The organism is Pseudomonas sp. Sample_9 (assembly GCF_004307535.1).
GTDB classification, from domain to species: domain Bacteria; phylum Pseudomonadota; class Gammaproteobacteria; order Pseudomonadales; family Pseudomonadaceae; genus Aquipseudomonas; species Aquipseudomonas mercuritolerans.
The window spans coordinates 1-15,049 of record NZ_RAZO01000490.1; the positions used below are offsets into that span (position 1 = coordinate 1).

At 59.6% G+C, this 15,049-nt stretch carries 14 protein-coding genes; 7 read left to right on the forward strand and 7 right to left on the reverse strand.

The window, feature by feature from the left end:
• Window positions 1-17: 17 nt before the first annotated feature.
• The 3 genes from D6877_RS27880 to D6877_RS27890 all read right to left on the reverse strand — a co-directional run bounded on the left by D6877_RS27880 (window position 18) and on the right by D6877_RS27890 (window position 3,076).
• Window positions 18-1,676 (reverse strand): cation acetate symporter, encoded by a 1,659-nt coding sequence (locus D6877_RS27880; RefSeq protein WP_130912769.1) that lies wholly within the window; start codon window positions 1,674-1,676, stop codon window positions 18-20.
• On the reverse strand, window positions 1,673-1,984 hold the full coding sequence (locus D6877_RS27885; RefSeq protein ID WP_016771016.1) for a DUF485 domain-containing protein: 312 nt from the start codon (window positions 1,982-1,984) through the stop codon (window positions 1,673-1,675). Before D6877_RS27885 ends, D6877_RS27880 begins: the two co-directional genes overlap by 4 nt.
• A gap of 240 nt (window positions 1,985-2,224) precedes the next feature.
• Window positions 2,225-3,076, reverse strand: a complete 852-nt coding sequence (locus D6877_RS27890) for a glycine betaine ABC transporter substrate-binding protein (RefSeq protein WP_041479599.1) — start codon at window positions 3,074-3,076, stop codon at window positions 2,225-2,227.
• Window positions 3,077-3,373: 297 nt separating this feature from the next.
• Between D6877_RS27890 and D6877_RS27900 the strand changes: the two genes are divergently transcribed.
• Complete coding sequence (locus tag D6877_RS27900) at window positions 3,374-4,969, forward strand: beta (1-6) glucans synthase (RefSeq protein ID WP_130912770.1); 1,596 nt, start codon at window positions 3,374-3,376, stop codon at window positions 4,967-4,969.
• Between the two features lie 106 nt (window positions 4,970-5,075).
• On the opposite strand, the gene D6877_RS27905 is transcribed toward D6877_RS27900, so the two are convergent.
• Window positions 5,076-5,444 (reverse strand): hypothetical protein, encoded by a 369-nt coding sequence (locus D6877_RS27905; protein WP_130912771.1) that lies wholly within the window; start codon window positions 5,442-5,444, stop codon window positions 5,076-5,078.
• Between the two features lie 224 nt (window positions 5,445-5,668).
• Here D6877_RS27905 and D6877_RS27910 point away from each other — a divergent pair, with 224 nt between their 5' ends.
• A complete protein-coding gene (locus D6877_RS27910) occupies window positions 5,669-6,967 on the forward strand; it encodes a serine protein kinase PrkA (RefSeq protein ID WP_016771020.1) in 1,299 nt (432 codons plus the stop codon).
• Window positions 6,960-7,748: a VacJ family lipoprotein gene (locus tag D6877_RS27915; RefSeq protein WP_024012144.1), complete on the forward strand. Its 789-nt coding sequence runs from the start codon at window positions 6,960-6,962 to the stop codon at window positions 7,746-7,748. Before D6877_RS27910 ends, D6877_RS27915 begins: the two co-directional genes overlap by 8 nt.
• 127 nt (window positions 7,749-7,875) lie before the next feature.
• Here the strand turns inward: D6877_RS27915 and D6877_RS27920 are convergent, their stop codons facing one another.
• Window positions 7,876-8,790 (reverse strand): DUF808 domain-containing protein, encoded by a 915-nt coding sequence (locus D6877_RS27920; RefSeq protein WP_130912772.1) that lies wholly within the window; start codon window positions 8,788-8,790, stop codon window positions 7,876-7,878.
• Window positions 8,791-8,925: 135 nt separating this feature from the next.
• Between D6877_RS27920 and D6877_RS27925 the strand changes: the two genes are divergently transcribed.
• Window positions 8,926-9,534 carry a TetR/AcrR family transcriptional regulator gene (locus D6877_RS27925; RefSeq protein WP_051600396.1) on the forward strand — a complete coding sequence of 203 codons (609 nt, stop codon included), beginning with the start codon at window positions 8,926-8,928 and terminating at the stop codon, window positions 9,532-9,534.
• 57 nt (window positions 9,535-9,591) lie between these two features.
• Here the strand turns inward: D6877_RS27925 and D6877_RS27930 are convergent, their stop codons facing one another.
• Together D6877_RS27930 and D6877_RS27935 are read right to left on the reverse strand one after the other, a co-directional pair.
• Entirely contained in the window at window positions 9,592-10,104 is a 513-nt protein-coding gene (locus D6877_RS27930) for a transposase (protein ID WP_130912773.1), read from the reverse strand.
• 214 nt (window positions 10,105-10,318) lie between these two features.
• Window positions 10,319-10,759, reverse strand: coding sequence for a heme-binding protein (locus tag D6877_RS27935; protein ID WP_130912774.1), 441 nt, complete (start codon window positions 10,757-10,759; stop codon window positions 10,319-10,321).
• Window positions 10,760-11,027: 268 nt separating this feature from the next.
• Between D6877_RS27935 and gcl the strand changes: the two genes are divergently transcribed.
• The 3 genes from gcl (at window position 11,028) to D6877_RS27950 (ending at window position 14,851) form a co-directional block, all read left to right on the forward strand.
• A complete protein-coding gene (gcl, locus tag D6877_RS27940; RefSeq protein WP_130912775.1) occupies window positions 11,028-12,803 on the forward strand; it encodes a glyoxylate carboligase in 1,776 nt (591 codons plus the stop codon).
• Window positions 12,804-13,012: 209 nt separating this feature from the next.
• On the forward strand, window positions 13,013-13,795 hold the full coding sequence (gene hyi / locus D6877_RS27945) for a hydroxypyruvate isomerase (protein ID WP_130912776.1): 783 nt from the start codon (window positions 13,013-13,015) through the stop codon (window positions 13,793-13,795).
• 162 nt (window positions 13,796-13,957) lie between these two features.
• Window positions 13,958-14,851 carry a 2-hydroxy-3-oxopropionate reductase gene (locus D6877_RS27950; RefSeq protein ID WP_056783869.1) on the forward strand — a complete coding sequence of 298 codons (894 nt, stop codon included), beginning with the start codon at window positions 13,958-13,960 and terminating at the stop codon, window positions 14,849-14,851.
• Window positions 14,852-15,049 lie beyond the last annotated feature (198 nt).

Consider the following 15,049-nt stretch of genomic DNA (forward strand, 5'->3'; position numbering starts at 1 on the left):
AGCTTACATCTGATCTCTTAGTGCGAAACCGCCCCACTCGCCCCCAACCCGGTCTGCGAGCGCACAAACTGCGGGAAGAACAGCGCCCGCTCATTGTCCGCAGCCGCCGACTTGTCAGTAATCGAGAAGAACCAGATCCCGATGAACGCAATCATCATCGAGAACAGCGCCGGATACTCGTAAGGGAAGATCGCCTTCTCGTGATGCAGAATCTGCACCCAGATGGTCGGGCCGAGGATCATCAGACCAACAGCACTCACCAGACCGAGCCAGCCGCCGATCATAGCGCCGCGAGTGGTGAGCTTCTTCCAGTACATCGAAAGCAGCAGTACCGGGAAGTTGCAGCTCGCCGCAATCGAGAACGCCAGGCCAACCATGAACGCAATGTTCTGGCTTTCGAACAGAATGCCCAGACCAATCGCCAGCACCGCCAGGGCGATAGTGGTGATCTTCGACACGCGAATCTCATCCTTCTCGTTGGCTTTGCCCTTCTTGATCACACTGGCGTACAGGTCGTGAGAAACCGCCGAAGCACCCGCCAGCGTCAGACCGGCTACCACAGCCAGAATGGTTGCGAACGCCACTGCCGAGATGAAGCCTAGGAAGATGCTGCCGCCCACCGCGTTGGCCAGGTGCACCGCCGCCATGTTGTTGCCGCCGAGCAAGGCGCCCGCTGCATCTTTGAAGGCCGGGTTGGTGCTGACCAGCAGGATCGCGCCGAAGCCGATGATGAAGGTCAGGATGTAGAAGTAGCCAATGAAGCCGGTAGCGTACAGCACGCTCTTGCGCGCTTCCTTGGCGTCACTCACGGTGAAGAAGCGCATCAGAATGTGCGGCAGGCCAGCGGTACCGAACATCAGTGCCAGACCCAGCGAGAATGCCGAGATCGGATCCTTGACCAGACCGCCAGGGCTCATGATCGCTTCGCCCTTGGCGTGAACCTTGATCGCTTCGGAGAACAGCGTGTTGAAGTCGAAGCCCACGTGCTTCATTACCATCAGTGCCATGAACGAGGCACCGGACAGCAGCAACACTGCCTTGATGATCTGCACCCAAGTGGTCGCGAGCATGCCGCCGAACAGCACGTACATGCACATCAGCACGCCCACCAGGATTACCGCAACGTGGTAATCGAGGCCGAACAGCAGCTGGATCAGCTTGCCGGCACCGACCATTTGCGCGATCAGGTAGAACGCCACCACCACCAGCGAGCCGCAGGCGGACAGGGTGCGAATCTGGGTTTGCCCGAGGCGGTAGGACGCCACGTCGGCAAAGGTGTATTTACCCAGGTTGCGCAGGCGTTCGGCGATCAGGAACAGAATGATCGGCCAGCCGACGAGGAAGCCGATCGAGTAGATCAAGCCGTCGTAGCCCGAGGTGAACACCAGCGCGGAAATACCCAGAAAGGACGCCGCCGACATGTAGTCGCCAGCGATCGCCAGGCCGTTCTGGAAACCGGTGATCTTGCCGCCCGCCGCATAATAATCGGCGGCCGAGTTGTTTTTCTTCGAAGCCCAGTAAGTGATGTACAACGTCGCGCCGACGAAGGCCACGAACATCAGGATCGCCGGGATGTTCAGCGGCTGTTTGGCCACCTCCTCCGTCAACGCGTCAGCCGCCCAGACACTCGGCGCGAAAGCCGCAACGCTCAATAGAGCCAGTAGACGCCGGATCATTGCTGAGCCTCCTTGAGAATCGCATTGTTCAGGTCGTCGAACTCGCCATTGGCGCGGCGCACGTAGATGCCGGTCAGGACGAAGGCTGAAATGATCAGGCCGACACCGATCGGGATGCCCCAGGTGATCGAGGATTCAGGACTGAGTTTCGCCCCGAGCACGTGCGGCCCGTATGCGATCAGCAGGATGAATGCGGAGTACAGCCCAAGCATGATTGCCGAGAGAATCCAGGCGAATCGTTCCCTTTTCTGAACCAGCTCCTTGAATCGGGGACTGTTTTGAATCGAGAGGTAAATGCTGTCGTTCATTGTTTTTATCCTCGCAGCACAAATTATTGTTGGAACGTAGCTAATGTATGCGGCTGCGAGAGAGGTTCCAGACGACCTTAGTAGTAGATGGCCATGATGTTTTGGCCATTTTCCGGTACTCAGAAAAAAACTGTGGGAGCGAGCCTGCTCGCGAAGGCGTCCTATCGGTCGATATCGCATCAACTGACAGATTGCATTCGCGAGCAGGCTCGCTCCCACGGGGGTGTGGCGGTGTTTAGATTATTTGGTCCAGTCAGCTACACGATCCGGGTGTTTGGCCACCCAGTCCTTGGCCGCTGCATCAGGCTTGGCACCGTCCTGAATCGCCAGCATGACTTCGCCGATTTCGTCTTTCGACGCCCACTGGAAGTTTTTCAGGAACTTGGCCACTTCCGGCGCCTTGGCGTCCAGGCCTTTGCTGCCGATGCTGTTCACGGTTTCAGCCTGGCCATACACACCTTTCGGGTCGTCGAGGAAGCGCAGCTTCCACTTGGCGAACATCCAGTGCGGCACCCAACCGGTGACAGCGATGGATTCGTTCTTCTTCTCGGCGCGGGTCAACTCGGCAATCATGCCGGCGCCGGAACTGGCCTTGAGGCTGTACTTGTCCAGACCGTAATCCTTGATCGCCTGATCGGTCTTGAGCATCACGCCTGAACCGGCGTCGATGCCGACAATGCGGTTTTTGAAAGTGTCGTCGGTTTTCAGGTCTTCGATCGATTTGGCTTTGACGTACTCCGGCACGATCAGGCCGATTTTCGCGTCCTTGAAGTTCGGGCCGTAATCGACGACCTGATCCTTGTTTTTCGTCCAGTAGTCACCGTGGGTCACGGGCAGCCAGGCCGAGAGCATCGCATCGAGTTTGCCGGTGGCCACGCCCTGCCACATGATCCCGGTGGCGACGGCCTGCAGCTTCACGTCATAACCGAGTTTCTGTTTGATCACTTCGGCCGCCACGTGAGTGGTCGCGACGCTGTCGGACCAGCCGTCAACGTAACCGATGTTCAGGGTCTGTTTTTCAGCGTTGGCGAAAGTGGAACTCATCGCAAGCGCCAGAGCGGCACCTGCGCCTAAAAGTCGTCGCATCTTCATCGTTTACTTCCCCGAAATGCTGCGCCCGACGGATGCCGGGCATCGTCAACGTATTGTTATGGTGCACAGCGCCCCCATCACGCCGGACCTCACACACCGAACATCAGCCGATTTTTCAAAAAGGGTACTGATGGTTTGATCATCAACCTCAAGCGGCCGGCGACCTGCTCTGTCAGCGACCTCAAGGCAGCGAGAAACGACATCAGAAAGCCATTAATCAAGCGAGATTAATTGACGCCAGACAATCCGCCCGAACTTTGCATGTACAACGCCTGCGAGCCACCTGCCCTTCTATAAATGCAGGTAACATGCGTCGCTTTGCAGCCACTCGGCCTGACCATGTCCGCAACGTCCCGATTTCCTTTTCTGCCTTATCTGTTCGCCTGCCTGCTCGGGCTCCTGGCCCTTGGCGGTTTCTGGTATGGCCTCGGCCAACCGGTGATCCTGCCGGATGCCGCGACGCCGACGCACAAGTTGCAATGCGCCTCCTACACACCGTTCGACAAAGACCAATCGCCGTTCGACGTGCCGTTCAAATTACGCCCCGAGCGCATGGACGCCGACCTTGCACTACTGGCGACACGCTTTGAATGCATCCGCACCTACTCGATGACCGGGCTCGAAGCCCTGCCCGATCTGGCGCGCAAACACGGTCTGAAGTTGATGATCGGCGCCTGGGTCAACAGCAACCCGGTCGACACCGAACAGGAAGTCGAGCTGCTGATCAAATCGGCCAATGCCAACCCCGACGTGGTCACAGCCGTAATTGTCGGCAACGAAGCGCTGCTGCGCAAAGAGGTCACTGGCGCGCAACTGGCGCGGCTGATCAACAAGGTCAAAAGCCAGGTCAAGCAACCGGTGACCTACGCCGACGTCTGGGAATTCTGGCTCAAGCATCCGGAAATCGCCCCGGCCGTGGACTTTCTGACCATTCACTTGCTGCCGTACTGGGAAGACGATCCGTCGAACATCGACGTGGCGCTGCGGCATGTGGCGGATGTGCGTCAGGTGTTCGGCCACAAATTTGCGCCCAAGGACGTGATGATCGGCGAAACCGGCTGGCCGAGCGAAGGCCGCCAGCGCGAAACCGCCGTGCCGAGCCGGGTCAACGAGGCGAAATTCATTCGTGGTTTCGTGACGATGGCCGAGCAGGAAGGCTGGCGTTACAACTTGATTGAAGCTGTTGATCAGCCGTGGAAACGCGGCAGTGAGGGTGCGGTCGGCGGCTATTGGGGGCTGTTCGATGCCGATCGGCAGGACAAGGGCGTACTCGCCGGGCCGGTGAGCAATGTGCCGTACTGGAAGGAGTGGCTGGCAGTCGGTGGCTTGATCTTCCTCGGCACGCTGATGCTTGGTGGACGCGTGCGCAGCACACGTTCGGCGCTTGTCCTGCCACTGCTGGGCGCCGTCGCTGCTTGCTCGATTGGCGCCTGGGCCGATCTGGCGCGGCTGACCACGCGCTTTGCCGGTGAATGGCTGTGGGTCGGTTTGCTCACCGGGTTGAATTTGCTGGTGCTCGCGCATGCCGCGCTGACGTTGAGTGCACGCAGCGGTTGGCGTTCGCGCGCGTTCGATTTCCTTGAGCGTCGCGCCGGGTGGCTGGTCGCAGCCGCCGGTTTTGCCGCAGCGGTGATGATGCTGGAGATGGTCTTCGATCCGCGCTATCGCAGTTTCGCCAGCATGGCGTTCGTGCTGCCGGCGTTGGTCTACCTGTGCCGCCCGGTAAGCGTGCCGCGCCGGGAGATTGCTCTGCTGACCTTTATCGTCGGTGCGGGGATTGCGCCGCAGTTGTATCAGGAAGGGCTGCTGAATCAGCAGGCCTGGGGCTGGGCGTTGGTGAGTGGATTGATGGTGGTGGCGTTGTGGCGCTGCCTGCGGGTTCGCAACCTCTGATCATCAGAGCGGTTCAGGCCTCTTCGCGAGCAGGCTCGCTCCCACATTGGATCTGTGGCGTTCACAAATCCCCTGTGGGAGCGGGCTTGCCCGCGATGACTGACTGTCAGGCGCTGCGGGACTCGCGGACCAGGCGCAACCCGGCAATCACCACCGCAAACACCGCCAACGTCGTGTTGTACAACGCCAGCGCCGGCAGGCCGAACACCAGCGCCAGCACCGCCAGCCACCAACCTGCCCGCCCTGGCACAATAAAGCCCAAAACCGCCGCGCCCACCGCTGCCCAGCCCAACACCTTGAAATGAATCATCAGCCCAAGGTTCGAACGCACTAGGCACTCCCAACGACTGGCCTCGTCGACACAGATGCCGACCCACTGCCCGTCTTCCATGAAGCCATAGCGCGCGGCATAGCTGGCGGCCAGCCACAGCGGCAACAAAACGAGCAGCGCAATCACGGGCAAGCGGCGGGACATGGAGCACTCCAATCTGCGGAAATCGGCGGCCAGCTTAATCTGCCGACCGGCATTCGCAAGCACTAACAACTGTTAACTGTTCAGCAAGCCCTCGCAACGTGTATCGTCCAGCTACTATTACCCCGAATTCCGCCTGTTTGGTGCCGCAGCATGGCACTTTGGCGCACGGCCGGTGGTCATAGCCTGCGAACTTCAATCGGCACCTTCCTCTAAGGGATCTAGTCATGCTCCGTTCCTTGCGCTTCGCCGCGCTGTTCAGCGGCCTTATCTTGAGTGCGTCCGCGCTGGCGGTGGATATCGACGCCGCCAGCTATGGCTACCCGCTGACCAACCCGTTCGAGGCGACGATCGCCACGACACCACCGGATCTGCGTCCGGAGTTGCCGCTGGACGACGACATCAATCAAACGGACCGCAGCCTCACCCTGCGCCCGGAGCGTGAATTCCAGCTGCCGGACAATTTCTGGGCAGTGAAGAAGCTCACTTACCGCATCGCCACGCAGGACAAACCGGCGCCGCTGATCTTCCTGATCGCCGGCACCGGTGCGCGCTTTGACAGCACGCTCAACGAATACCTGAAAAAGCTTTACTACAAGGCCGGCTACCACGTCGTGCAACTGTCGTCGCCGACCAGCTTCGACTTCATCAGCGCCGCTTCGCGTTTCGCCACCCCGGGCGTTACCAAGGAAGACGCCGAAGACATGTACCGGGTGATGCAGGCCGTGCGGGCGCAGAACCCGAAACTGCCGGTCACCGAGTACTATCTGACCGGCTACAGCCTCGGCGCCCTTGATGCCGCGTTCGTCGCGCATCTGGACGAGACGCGCCGCAGCTTCAACTTCAAGAAAGTCCTGTTGCTGAACCCGCCGGTCAACCTCTATACCTCGGTGACCAACCTCGACAAGCTGGTACAGACCGAGGTGAAAGGCATCAACAACAGCACCACCTTCTATGAACTGGTACTGAGCAAGCTGACCCGCTACTTCCAGCAGAAAGGCTACATCGACCTCAACGATGCGCTGCTGTATGACTTCCAGCAGTCCAAGCAGCACCTGACCAACGAACAGATGGCCATGCTGATTGGCACGTCGTTCCGCTTCTCGGCAGCCGATATTGCCTACACCTCGGACCTGGTCAACCGTCGCGGTCTGATTACCCCGCCGAAATTCCCGATCACCGAAGGCACCAGCCTCACGCCGTTCCTCAAGCGTGCGCTGCAATGCGATTTCGACTGCTACATCACCGAGCAGGTTATTCCGATGTGGCGCGCGCGCACTGATGGCGGCAGCCTGCTGCAACTGATCGATCAGGTCAGCCTGTATGCGCTCAAGGATTACCTGCACGACAGCCCGAAAATCGCCGTGATGCACAACGCCGACGACGTCATCCTCGGCCCTGGCGACCTGGGCTTCCTGCGCAAGACCTTCGGTGATCGCCTGACCGTTTATCCACTGGGCGGCCACTGCGGCAACCTTAACTACCGCGTCAACAGCGACGCCATGCTGGAGTTCTTCCGTGGCTAAATATCTCCTGCTGATTGCAGCGTTCCTCTGTGCAGGCGTGGCCCAGGCCGACAACAGTAAAGCCGATGCCCCGGTAGTGGTCGACAGCGACGGCTTCAAGGAACCGCTGACCAAACTCAAGTTCAACCCGGGCCTGGACCAGCGCGAGTTCGAACGTTCGACGCTCAACGCGCTGAACGTCTATGACCCGCTGGAATCGTGGAACCGCCGGGTCTACCACTTCAACTATCGCTTCGACCAGTGGGTGTTCCTGCCGGTAGTCGATGGCTATCGCTACATCACCCCAAGCTTTGTGCGTACCGGGGTGAGCAACTTCTTCAACAACATTGGTGACGTGCCGAACCTGGTCAACAGCCTGTTGCAGTTCAAGGGCCAGCGCTCGATGGAAACCACCGCGCGCCTGCTGCTCAACACCACCATCGGCATCGCCGGCCTGTGGGACCCGGCCACCGCCATGGGCCTGCCGCGCCAGAACGAAGACTTCGGTCAGACCCTGGGCTTCTACGGCGTACCGGGCGGCGCCTACTTCGTACTGCCGATTTTCGGCCCGTCGAACATCCGCGACACCGCAGGTCTGGCCGTGGATTACACCGCCGATACCGCGATCAACTTCCTCAATGTCGCGGAAGTCAGCTCCAACCATCCGGAAGTCTGGGCCTTGCGTGCAATCGACAAGCGCTACCAGACCAGCTTCCGCTACGGCCAGATGAACTCGCCGTTCGAGTACGAGAAAGTGCGGTACGTGTATACCGAGGCGCGCAAGTTGCAGATTGCCGAGTAAATCGGCTGCCGCAAAACACTGTGGGAGCGAGCCTGCTCGCGAACGCGGAGTTTCAGTCAACATCGATATTGACTGAACTACCGCATTCGCGAGCAGGCTCGCTCCCACACTTGTTATGTGTTGCTGATTAACCCTTCAGCGCTTTCCAGAGCTTGCCTACGACCGAAACCACCGCCAACACCGCTGCGCCAGCAATAATCCCCGCAACACCATTGAGCAGCATCGGCACGGCGAACCCGGCGCTCCCTGCCGCTGCGCCGACGCCTTCAATCCAGTGATGCAGCACCGGCACGCCATGGGTGAGGATGCCGCCGCCGACCAGGAACATCGCTGCCGTGCCAACCACCGACAGGGTTTTCATCATGTACGGCGCGGCGCTGAGAATACCGCTGCCGATTTTTTTCGCCATCTGCCCGGGCTTCTGTGTCAGCCACAGCCCCAGATCGTCGAGTTTGACAATGCCCGCCACCAAACCGTAGACGCCGACGGTCATGACGATGGCGATGCCGGACATGACCACCACTTGCTGAGTCAGTGAGGCATCTGCCACGGTGCCGAGGGTGATGGCGATGATTTCTGCCGAGAGAATGAAGTCAGTGCGGATCGCGCCTTTGATCTTGTCCTTTTCGTAAGCCACCAGATCGGTGGCCGGGTCGGCGACAGCCTCGGTCAGCTGCGCATGGCCGGCCTCGTCTTCCTCTTTGCTGTGCAAGAACTTGTGCGCGAGCTTCTCGAAACCCTCGAAACACAGGTACGCACCGCCGACCATCAACAGCGGCGTCACCAGCCACGGTACGAAAGCACTGATTGCCAGTGCCGACGGCACGAGGATCAGTTTGTTGACAAACGAGCCCTTGGCCACCGCCCAGACCACGGGAATTTCCCGCTCGGCGCGCACGCCCGAAACCTGCTGGGCATTGAGCGCCAGATCATCACCGAGCACCCCGGCGGTCTTCTTCGCGGCCATCTTGGTCATCAACGCAACGTCATCCAGAACGGTGGCGATGTCATCGATCAGCACCAGCAAACTGCTTCCTGCCATGAATCCTGTTTCCTTCTGTGTATGAATGTTGCCAAGCATAACGCGACCGCCGGCCACAGGCTGCATTGTTGAGCGCCGCTCAGGGCCGGTGCTACCATGCGCCACCGCCAGAACAGGCAAGGAACCACCGGGTTTATGAGCACAATCCGCGAGCGTAACAAAGAACTGATCCTGCGCGCCGCCAGCGAAGAGTTTGCCGACAAGGGCTTCGCGGCGACCAAAACCAGCGACATCGCCGCCAAGGCGGGATTGCCCAAGCCCAACGTCTACTACTACTTCAAATCCAAGGAAAACCTCTACCGCGAGGTGCTGGAAAGCATCATCGAGCCGATTCTGCAGGCCTCGACCCCGTTCAACCCGGACGGCGTGCCGAGCGAGGTGCTGAGCGGCTACATCCGCTCGAAGATCCGCATCTCCCGCGACCTGCCCTACGCCTCCAAGGTGTTTGCCAGCGAAATCATGCACGGTGCCCCGCACCTGAGCGCCGACCTGGTCGAGCAGCTCAACGCCCAGGCCAAGCACAACATCGCCTGCATCCAGAGCTGGATCGACCGCGGCCAGATCGCCCCGATCGACCCCAACCACCTGATGTTCAGCATCTGGGCCGCCACCCAGACCTACGCCGACTTCGACTGGCAGATTTCGGCGGTGACCGGGAAGGACAAGCTTGATGAGGCCGATTATGAAGCGGCGGCGCAGACGATCATCCGGTTGGTGTTGAAGGGGTGTGAGCCGGATCAGTGAGATCGGGGGAACCGCTTCGCGAGCAGGCTCGCTCCCACATTTGGACCTATGGTGCTCTCAAATCACCTGTGGGAGCGAGCTTGCTCGCGAATGGAGCGACTCGGTCTGCCTATCAACCCAAATCGCATGCCACAGCGGATAATCGCTAAACCTTTGCACTAAACCTGCCCGCAACGGGTTAGCCACAACATATCGAGCCATTTGCACCAAATCATCCTCCCGCCGCAGTGCGCGATCGTGAAACCCATGCTGCCAGAGGGTGCCTTTTCTACCCGCAGCCGTGTTCACAGCACGCGCGCTTAAGGACTTTGTCCTTTGCATCAGTTCACTCAAGGAACCCTGCTTCAAATCGATCAACCAGTGAAAGTGGTCGGGCATTACCACCCATGCCAACGAGTCGGCAAACCCCAGCTCCTCGGCGTTTCGAAATTGGTCACCGACTAACTTACCTAATGCAAAATCGCGGAAAACAGGTTCGCGATGAAGTGTGTTGGCGGTCAGTAGATATAAGCGGTTAGGTTCGTCGTAACGGCCAATGCGCAGGCGATGCGAGGCTGATAGTTTTGGCATTCCTTTGCCCCTTTCATGAGAAGACCTGAAAGATTAGATCCAAAGCACAGACAGGAGGCGGACAGACGTTGGCTAAATGTGTCTGTTAAAAATCGCCTTCGCGAGCAAGCTCGCTCCCACAGGGGTTTTCGGACACTGAACATTTCATGTACACCTCCTAACCCAATGTAGGAGTGAGCCGGCTCGCGATGGCGATTGCTCGTTCAACGCAAATTCAAGCCACCACCCCGCCATCCGCCCTCAAATCCAGCGCCTCTACCGCTTTAATTGCCACCTGCTCGTCGACATCCGACAAATCCCCACTGATGCCGATCGCGCCGAGCACTTCACCGGCCTGGTTGCGAATCAACACGCCCCCAGGTGCCGGCACTACGCTGCCCTGCCCCATGCTGTTCAACGAAGAAAAAAACGCCGGGCGTTGTTGGGCGTCCTGGGCGAGAAGGCGTGAGCCTTTGCCCAAGGCGATGGCGCCCCAGGCTTTGCCGATGGCGATGTTCGGGCGCAGCAGGCTGGCGCCGTCTTCGCGTTGCAGGGCGATCAGGTGGCCGCCGGTGTCGAGCACCGCGATGGTCAGCGGCGCGGCGTTGATGCCGCGTCCTGCGTTGATGGCTTCGCTGACCAGGTTGACTGCGACTTTCAAGGTTAAAGCGCTCATGGTGCCGTCCTCATTTTGTTATAGGGAAAGTCGTGGGACTGCGCGTTTGTGCCGCAGCCCGATGACACAAATAGAACACAATGAGTTATTTTTTTGTATACAATAATTCTCGAAAAGCGCCACATGCGACGAAAAGCCACAGCACATCGGGCTTCCGACGAATGAAACAGCCGCTTGAGAAAATGGATTGACCTGCGCCGTCCGCCGTGAATACACTCTGCGCAAAGCCACTTGTATACAATTACAAAACGTAAAGAGGCACAAAACCATGAGCAAAATGAGAGCAATCGAAGCCGCCGTTCTGGTGATGCGCCGTGAAGGGGTTGATACCGCTTTTGGCATACCGGGCGCAGCGATCAACCCGCTGTACTCCGCCTTGCAGAAGGTCGGTGGCATCGATCACGTCCTTGCTCGCCACGTTGAAGGCGCCTCGCACATGGCCGAGGGCTACACCCGCACCAAGGCCGGCAATATCGGCGTGTGCATCGGCACGTCCGGCCCGGCCGGCACCGACATGGTCACCGGGCTCTACAGCGCCTCGGCCGACTCGATTCCAATCCTCTGCATTACCGGTCAGGCACCCCGCGCCCGTATGCACAAGGAAGATTTCCAGGCTGTCGACATCACCAGCATCGTCAAGCCAGTGACCAAGTGGGCAACCACGGTTCTGGAGCCGGGCCAGGTGCCTTACGCGTTCCAGAAAGCCTTTTATGAAATGCGCTCCGGCCGTCCAGGCCCTGTACTGATCGACCTGCCGTTCGACGTGCAGATGGCCGAGATCGAATTCGACATCGACGCTTACCAGCCGCTGCCATTGGCCAAGCCGACTGCGACCCGCGTTCAGGTTGAAAAAGCTTTGGCTTTGCTGGATCAGGCTGAGCGCCCACTGCTGGTGGCCGGCGGCGGCATCATCAACGCCGACGCCAGCGACCTGCTGGTCGAGTTCGCCGAGCTGACTGGTATTCCGGTCATCCCGACCCTGATGGGCTGGGGCACCATCCCTGACGATCACCCGCTGATGGTCGGCATGGTTGGTCTGCAGACTTCGCACCGTTACGGCAACGCCACCATGCTGAAATCCGACGTGGTGCTGGGCATTGGTAACCGTTGGGCCAACCGTCACACCGGTTCGGTTGACGTGTACACCGAAGGCCGCAAGTTCATTCACGTCGACATCGAAGGCACGCAGATCGGCCGCGTGTTCACGCCGGATCTGGGCATCGTTTCCGACGCCGCGGCAGCGCTGACCGTGTTCATTGAAGTCGCCCGTGAATGGCAAGCCGCCGGCAAGCTGAAGAACCGCAGCGCCTGGCTGCAGGATTGCCAGCAGCGCAAGGCCAGCCTGCATCGCAAGACCCACTTCGACAACGTGCCGGTCAAGCCGCAGCGCGTTTATGAAGAAATGAACCAGGTGTTCGGCAAGGACACCTGCTACGTCAGCACCATTGGTCTGTCGCAGATTGCCGGCGCGCAGTTCCTGCACGTCTACAAGCCGCGTCACTGGATCAACTGCGGCCAGGCAGGCCCGTTGGGCTGGACCATTCCGGCAGCGCTGGGCGTGGTGAAGGCCGATCCGAACCGCAAAGTCGTGGCCCTGTCGGGGGACTATGATTTCCAGTTCATGATCGAAGAACTGGCGGTCGGCGCTCAGTTCAAACTGCCGTACATCCACGTCGTGGTGAACAACTCGTACCTGGGCCTGATCCGTCAAGCCCAGCGCGGGTTCGAAATGGACTACTGCGTGCAGCTGTCCTTCGATAACCTGAATGCGCCGGAACTCAACGGTTACGGGGTTGACCACATCGCAGTCGCCGAGGGCCTCGGCTGCAAGGCGCTGCGTGTGTTCGAACCGTCGGAAATCGCCCCTGCCCTGCGCAGGGCCGAACAGATGATCGAAGAGTTCAAGGTGCCGGTGATCGTCGAGATCATTCTGGAGCGTGTGACCAACATCTCCATGGGTACCGAGATCAACGCGGTCAACGAGTTCGAAGACCTGGCGCTGGTCGGCAATGACGCGCCGACGGCGATTTCGTTGCTCGATTAACTGCTGACTGCTCTCCCTGTGGGAGCGAGCCTGTGTGGTGAGGGGATTTATCCCCGTTAGGGCGCGAAGCGGCCTCAAAACCTGAAACCGCGGCGTATCAGGTACACCGCATACAATGGTTTACGACTGCTTCGCAGCCGAACGGGGATAAATCCCCTCGCCACAGCTCGCTCCCACAGGGGACCTCACAAGATTTACGGGAGACCACCATGCCGCGTTTCGCAGCCAACCTGTCCATGCTGTTCACCGAACAGGATTTCCTTGCCCGTTTCGACGCCGCCGCCAAGGCCGGTTTCAGTGGAGTGGAATACCTGTTCCCGTACGACTTCAGCTCGGCTGAAATCAAGGCAAAACTCGAGGCCAACGGGCTGACCCAAGTGCTGTTCAACCTGCCGGCCGGTGACTGGGCCAAGGGCGAGCGCGGTATTGCCTGCCTGCCGGATCGGGTCGAAGAATTCCGCGCCGGGGTCGATCTGGCGATCGCTTACGCACAAGTGCTGGGCAACACCCAGGTCAACTGCCTGGCCGGCATCCGCCCGCAAGGCGTTGACGATGTCACCGTGGAAAAGACCTTCGTCGCCAACCTCAAATACGCCGCCGACAAGCTGCAAGCGGTGGGCATCAAACTGGTGATGGAAGCGATCAACACCCGCGACATCCCGGGCTTCTACCTGAACAACACGGCGCAAGCCCTGTCGATTCGCGAACAGGTCGGCAGCGCCAATCTGTTCCTGCAATACGACATCTATCACATGCAAATCATGGAAGGCGATCTGGCCCGCACCCTGCAATCGCACCTGGGCGAGATCAACCACGTGCAACTCGCGGACAACCCGGGGCGCAACGAGCCGGGCACCGGTGAAATCAACTACCGCTTCCTGTTCGAACACCTTGATCGCATCGGCTATCAGGGTTGGGTCGGTTGCGAGTACAAACCGCTGACCACCACCGAAGCGGGCCTGGGTTGGTTGAAATCACACAACGCAATCTAAGAAACACAGCAAATCCCCTGTGGGAGCGAGCCTGCTCGCGAATGCGGTGGTTCAGTCAACACGGATATTGAATGTTCCACCGCATTCGCGAGCAGGCTCGCTCCCACATGAAAAGCACCTCCCATATTTGCTTGAGCACGACAAAAACAAGAGGATTTTCTCATGGCTAAAATCGGATTCATCGGCACCGGCATCATGGGCCACCCAATGGCGGCGAACCTGCAGAAAGCCGGTCACAGCCTGTTCCTGTCGCAACACCACGACGCGGCCCCGGCCGATCTGGTCGCCGCTGGCGCCGTCGCCCTGGCCAACCCGCGCGAAGTGGCGCAGGAAGCCGAATTCATCATCGTCATGGTTCCGGATACTCCGCAGGTCGACGACGTGCTGTTCCGCGCCGACGGTGTTGCCGCCGGTATCGGTAAAGGCAAAGTGGTCATCGACATGAGCTCTATCTCGCCGACCGCCACCAAAGCCTTCGCGGCGAAGATCAACGAGAAAGGCGCGCAGTACCTCGACGCGCCAGTGTCGGGCGGTGAAGTCGGTGCCAAGGCCGCCACCCTGAGCATCATGGTCGGTGGCGACGCCGATGCCTTCGAACGCGCCCTGCCGCTGTTCCAGGCCATGGGCAAGAACATCACCCTGGTCGGCGGCAATGGCGACGGCCAGACCGCCAAAGTGGCGAACCAGATCATCGTCGCGCTGAACATTCAGGCTGTCGCTGAAGCCCTGCTGTTCGCTTCGAAAAACGGTGCCGACCCGGCCAAGGTGCGTGAAGCGCTGATGGGCGGCTTCGCTTCTTCGAAGATTCTCGAAGTGCACGGCGAGCGCATGATCAAAGGCACCTTCGACCCGGGCTTCCGCATCAGCCTGCACCAGAAGGACCTGAACCTGGCCCTGCAAGGCGCCAAGGAGCTGAACATCAACCTGCCGAACACCGCCAATGCCCAGCAGGTATTCAGCACCTGCGCGGCCATCGGTGGCAGCAACTGGGACCACTCGGCGCTGATCAAGGGCCTTGAGCACATGGCCAATTTCTCGATTCGCGACAAAAAATAAAGCCTGCACAAAACCCTGTGGGAGCGAGCCTGCTCGCGAAAGCGGCTTCACATTCAACATCCATGTTGGCTGACATACCGCGTTCGCGAGCAGGCTCGCTCCCACAAGGGTTCCGAGTTGCCCTTTCGAATAACAAGAATTCCGGGAGCCCGCCATGTCGGTCGATCCGCAACAACTGCTGCGCGAGCTGTTTGCCAC

Coding starts and splice junctions, on each gene's coding strand:
- D6877_RS27920 (WP_130912772.1), bottom strand. CDS start 8,790: ATGGCAGGAAGCAGTTTGCTGGTGCTGATCGATGACATCGCCACCGTT.
- D6877_RS27950 (WP_056783869.1), top strand. CDS start 13,958: ATGGCTAAAATCGGATTCATCGGCACCGGCATCATGGGCCACCCAATG.
- D6877_RS27885 (WP_016771016.1), bottom strand. CDS start 1,984: ATGAACGACAGCATTTACCTCTCGATTCAAAACAGTCCCCGATTCAAG.
- D6877_RS27925 (WP_051600396.1), top strand. CDS start 8,926: ATGAGCACAATCCGCGAGCGTAACAAAGAACTGATCCTGCGCGCCGCC.
- D6877_RS27905 (WP_130912771.1), bottom strand. CDS start 5,444: ATGTCCCGCCGCTTGCCCGTGATTGCGCTGCTCGTTTTGTTGCCGCTG.
- D6877_RS27900 (WP_130912770.1), top strand. CDS start 3,374: ATGCAGGTAACATGCGTCGCTTTGCAGCCACTCGGCCTGACCATGTCC.
- hyi (WP_130912776.1), top strand. CDS start 13,013: ATGCCGCGTTTCGCAGCCAACCTGTCCATGCTGTTCACCGAACAGGAT.
- D6877_RS27890 (WP_041479599.1), bottom strand. CDS start 3,076: ATGAAGATGCGACGACTTTTAGGCGCAGGTGCCGCTCTGGCGCTTGCG.
- D6877_RS27935 (WP_130912774.1), bottom strand. CDS start 10,759: ATGAGCGCTTTAACCTTGAAAGTCGCAGTCAACCTGGTCAGCGAAGCC.
- gcl (WP_130912775.1), top strand. CDS start 11,028: ATGAGCAAAATGAGAGCAATCGAAGCCGCCGTTCTGGTGATGCGCCGT.
- D6877_RS27880 (WP_130912769.1), bottom strand. CDS start 1,676: ATGATCCGGCGTCTACTGGCTCTATTGAGCGTTGCGGCTTTCGCGCCG.
- D6877_RS27910 (WP_016771020.1), top strand. CDS start 5,669: ATGCTCCGTTCCTTGCGCTTCGCCGCGCTGTTCAGCGGCCTTATCTTG.
- D6877_RS27930 (WP_130912773.1), bottom strand. CDS start 10,104: ATGCCAAAACTATCAGCCTCGCATCGCCTGCGCATTGGCCGTTACGAC.